5 protein-coding genes, 1 tRNA gene and 1 pseudogene are annotated in these 3,885 nt (G+C 54.8%); 3 read left to right on the forward strand and 4 right to left on the reverse strand.

Features of this window, described 5'->3' with window-relative positions:
• A pseudogene (locus ACIQ2T_RS12370) lies at positions 1-125 on the reverse strand (4-hydroxy-3-methylbut-2-en-1-yl diphosphate synthase); the annotation flags it as partial.
• Between the two features lie 176 nt (positions 126-301).
• Between ACIQ2T_RS12370 and ACIQ2T_RS12375 the strand changes: the two are divergent.
• On the forward strand, positions 302-1,138 hold the full coding sequence (locus ACIQ2T_RS12375; RefSeq protein WP_315471330.1) for a S1/P1 nuclease: 837 nt from the start codon (positions 302-304) through the stop codon (positions 1,136-1,138).
• Here ACIQ2T_RS12375 and ACIQ2T_RS12380 read toward each other — a convergent pair.
• Genes ACIQ2T_RS12380 through ACIQ2T_RS12390 form a run of 3 tightly spaced genes read right to left on the reverse strand, consistent with a single transcriptional unit; the run spans position 1,135 to position 2,516 of the window.
• Entirely contained in the window at positions 1,135-1,404 is a 270-nt protein-coding gene (locus ACIQ2T_RS12380) for a hypothetical protein (RefSeq protein WP_315471329.1), read from the reverse strand. The two genes, ACIQ2T_RS12375 and ACIQ2T_RS12380, sit on opposite strands and share 4 nt — an antisense overlap.
• A 2-nt stretch (positions 1,405-1,406) precedes the next feature.
• The gene (locus ACIQ2T_RS12385) at positions 1,407-1,607 is read right to left on the reverse strand and encodes a toxin-antitoxin system HicB family antitoxin (protein ID WP_397591077.1); all 201 of its coding nucleotides are present in this window, start codon (positions 1,605-1,607) and stop codon (positions 1,407-1,409) included.
• 9 nt (positions 1,608-1,616) lie between these two features.
• Complete coding sequence (locus tag ACIQ2T_RS12390) at positions 1,617-2,516, reverse strand: SPFH domain-containing protein (RefSeq protein WP_397591078.1); 900 nt, start codon at positions 2,514-2,516, stop codon at positions 1,617-1,619.
• Positions 2,517-2,824: 308 nt separating this feature from the next.
• Between ACIQ2T_RS12390 and ACIQ2T_RS12395 the strand changes: the two genes are divergently transcribed.
• Both ACIQ2T_RS12395 and ACIQ2T_RS12400 read left to right on the forward strand, forming a co-directional pair.
• Positions 2,825-3,757, forward strand: a complete 933-nt coding sequence (locus ACIQ2T_RS12395; RefSeq protein ID WP_397591079.1) for a hypothetical protein — start codon at positions 2,825-2,827, stop codon at positions 3,755-3,757.
• Positions 3,758-3,807: 50 nt separating this feature from the next.
• Positions 3,808-3,883: transfer RNA gene (locus ACIQ2T_RS12400), tRNA-Val, on the forward strand.
• Positions 3,884-3,885 lie beyond the last annotated feature (2 nt).

Consider the following 3,885-nt stretch of genomic DNA (forward strand, 5'->3'; position numbering starts at 1 on the left):
CTGGTCAGCGTGTTGGTCATCGTTTGCACCGAAATCGGGGCATTGCCGCCAACGGGGACTTTACCGACCATGATCTGGCGGGACTGACGGCGCGCGATATCGCGCCAAGGGCGTATAGAAGACATAAGCCCAATATAGGCGGCTTGGCATTTTCCCGCAATCATCATCCTGAACTGTTTTCGCGATCCTGTACCGGACCCTATTGGCCCGATGTTTACCTGTCAGGCGCTGCGTACGCCCAATGCATCGACAGCGCATATGCCGATATATTTCCTTTCAAAACACGCTTAAGGCGCTGTGCATGAAACGTCTTCTTACGGCCCTCTTCGTGCTTCTCGCGCCGCTTGCGCCTGCCCAATCTTATTGGGAATATGGCCATCAAACCGTCGCACAGATTGCGCAGGCCAATATGTCACCCATGGCGCGGGCAAATATGCGGCGCCTTCTGCGCGCGGCGCCAATGTTGGGCACGCCCACATGCGCTATGCGCAATATCGCGGATGTCAGCGTCTGGGCGGATTGTATCAAGGGCGACCGTGTGCGCTGGGGCTATACCAACAGCTGGCATTACCAAAATGTCGACATCTGCAAACCGTTCGACCTGAAAAGCGCCTGTGCCGACGGCAATTGCGTTTCGGCGCAGATTGACCGCAACTTTGCCCTTCTATCGAATAAGGCCCTGCCCGCGCATGTCCGATTGGAGGCGCTGGCGTTTCTTGTGCATTTTGTCGGCGACATTCATCAGCCATTACATGCCGGCGACCATGCCGACCGCGGCGGCAATGACTTAAAAACCACTTATGGCATCATGCCAGGCTATAATCTGCATTCGGTTTGGGATGGGCTGTTGGCTGAGCGCGCGCTGTCAGCGGCACCCGCTATCGTCCGGACATTGGGGCCAGCGGAAAAAGCGGCTGTGGACCAAGGCAATGCGCAGGGCTGGAGCGCAGAAAATTGGGCGATATCCAAAGACATCGCCTATCCGCGCGCCGTCGATGGTGACCCTTGTGGCGCAAAACCAACGGCCCCCGTTGTCATCGACGAAGCTGATGTCGCGGCTTCACGCGCCGCGTTGCGGCAACAGGTCGAACGCGGCGGCATCCGTTTGGCGCGGTTGTTGGAGCAAGCCTTGGGCTAAGCGCCGAAATCTCCGCGCCATTTCCACCCGCCCTCTGTGCGTTTGCGCACGATGACGACGAAAATTGCGGTGGTGAAGAGCATGAGCACAACAGTAACTATCTGTGGCATGGCACCATGACCGTCCGCGAACAGGCCCAAGCCCACCATTGCCAGAACATATAATAGCAAAACTACCCAGCCCTGCCATTTGAAGGGCAGGCCAGCGCCATAGCCGAAGCGTTTGGCGCGGAACCAGGGCCCTTTTTCCAAAAACAGGTGCAGCATTTTCAACTCTCCTTTGCCGGACGACCGCGTTTTGGGCTTGCGCTAACCCAGACCTTCACGCCCCGCTTGGCCAAGGCCTCCCGCAACAATACCTCAATCTGCGCATTGCCGCTGCGGAAATCCGCGGCCGCGCACCGTTCGATACTGGCAAATAAAGCCGGATCGAGACGAAGCGGGAAGGCCTTTTTGGGCGGAGCGGACACGGCGTTAACTTAGCTATACAATGAACCAGCGTTGACCACAGGTTGGGTATCGCGCTCCCCACACAGGACAACCATGAGGTTTGAGACCATTGCCGCGCGGCGTTCGTCGTCCAACTCCACAACCTTCTTGGCCGACAGCATATCAAGCGCCATTTCGACCATGCCAACTGCGCCTTCAACTAAGGTCTTGCGAGCAGCGACCACCGCTTCTGCCTGTTGACGGCGCAGCATGGCGCCGGCAATTTCCTGCGCATAAGCCAAATGGGTGAAGCCACATTCATCGACGGTTATTCCCGCAACGCGCAAGCGCTCCATCAGCTCCAGCCGCAATTCGCCGCCGACCTGATCATGGTTGCCGCGCAACGTCACTTCCTGGTGCGTGAAGTCATCATAAGGGTAGCGTGCGCCAATGGTGCGAACCGCTGCCTCGATTTGGGCAAGTACAAACGCTTTGTAATCATCGACATCGAACAACGCCTGCGCCGTGTCGGTCACACGCCATACCACTTGCGCCGCCATCTCGATTGGGTTGCCGCGCAGGTCATTCACCTTGATCTTTTCCGAAATCAGATTGTTTGCGCGCAGCGAAATCTTGGACTTGCCAATCCACGACCATGTCCAACGCAGTCCTTCGTTCCGGTCTGTACCCTTATATGCGCCGAACAAGGTCAAGGCTGCGCCCTGATTTGGCTGAAGCATGTAAAAGCCCGTGGAAACAAATAAGAAAGCCGTGATACTCAGCCCCATACCTAGGAAATCAGCATCGAGACCGCCGGGTATGACACTGGTCATCGCCCAACCGAACCACAGCATGCTGCTCAAAAGCACGAGCAACATCAAATACCCGTTAAAACTGCGGGCAGCAGTTTCCCGGCTGGCAATGAGCGTGTTATCTGATGTGCCTGTCATAACAATTTCCTCTTAAATATGATATTAGATTAATATCATATTAGACACAAATCAACAAAAAGCGCTGCTGCGCGCTTCACGAATCTGTTTCTATTCAATTGAATATGCTTCGATCGCCTACCGGCGCCTGTTCACGCGCACTCCGCACAACAGGTCCTGACCCTAAGTTACCCCATGAGGTAATGTTGGCAAGCAGCCCGCCCCCAAACTATTTCGTCCGTTCCGGATTAAAGTTTTTGCGAATGTGCCCGTCTTTTTCGCGCGCTTATGCAAAAGTATATTTTAATCAAAGGGTTGGGAAATTCGAATTGTCACAATTTCATTCCGAGACGGGATTACGCCATAATGGACTTGTCGCGATGATTGCTGGCGGCTCCTTGGAACGCGATACTGACCTGGCAAGACTCGCAACGCTCTCAGGCTGCACCCCCCTTGTAATGGATGATTCGCAAGCTGCCGATTTTCTATTGGTCAATATTCTCTCCGAAATGGAGATACTCGAAGCTAGTGTTACGCGAATTAACAAGTATCTTGAGGGGTATAACAGCATTGTACTGATTTGGTCCACTATGGATGTGGTGAAAGAGATTTATGCGGCATTTCCGCTCGGCCAATATCATGTTATGGTTGAAGCGCTCGATGTCGAGGCAAAGCCTATCTTGGTAGGAGCGTTTGGGCGGGACAGCATGGCACGACTGCGAGACACAGGTCGCGAGGTGGAATTTGCATCTTTGCACCGCATCAGCGATGAACTGGCCGAATTTGCCAGAACTTTGGCACGCCTAGCTGAATCAGAACAAAAAGATAAACTATCCGAAAAGCCTGTGTCTTTCCGTCCAGCGCCGCGTGATGGTTTTCAGGAGTTTCCTGAGAGCAGCCCGTTCACGGATCATATGGCCGGGCCGCATAATCTGCGTGAAATCATTAAGCTGCGCCGGTTACGTGACAGTTTTTTTCAGCCCGACCTGTTTGCTGATCCGGCATGGGACATCCTGCTTGATCTCAAAGCAGCGGCGCAGGAAGGGCGGCAGGTATCTGTATCCAGCCTGTGTATCGCGGCTGCAGTGCCGCCAACAACGGCCTTGCGATGGATTACGGCCATGGCCCAAAGCGGTATGCTCGTGCGGCGTCAGGACCCGGCGGATGCCCGTCGCGTATTCATTGAGCTTTCTGCCGAAACCTCTGCGAAACTCGATGATTATTTTGCCGCGCTTACCACGCGTTCGGCTCCAATGATCTAATTAGGCTTGCCAAAGGCATAAAGCTTTGGCAAAGGCCCGCTTCCCGAGAGGGGCGCTTAGCTCAGTTGGTAGAGCATCTCGTTTACACCGAGAGGGTCAGCGGTTCGAGCCCGTTAGCGCCCACCATG

This window comes from Sphingorhabdus sp. (assembly GCF_044357595.1).
In the GTDB taxonomy this organism is placed as follows: domain Bacteria; phylum Pseudomonadota; class Alphaproteobacteria; order Sphingomonadales; family Sphingomonadaceae; genus Sphingorhabdus_B.

Bases quoted from the DNA above. Each gene is read 5' to 3' on its own strand.
- ACIQ2T_RS12390 (WP_397591078.1), bottom strand. From the start codon at position 2,516: ATGACAGGCACATCAGATAACACGCTCATTGCCAGCCGGGAAACTGCT.
- ACIQ2T_RS12380 (WP_315471329.1), bottom strand. From the start codon at position 1,404: ATGCTGCACCTGTTTTTGGAAAAAGGGCCCTGGTTCCGCGCCAAACGC.
- ACIQ2T_RS12375 (WP_315471330.1), top strand. From the start codon at position 302: ATGAAACGTCTTCTTACGGCCCTCTTCGTGCTTCTCGCGCCGCTTGCG.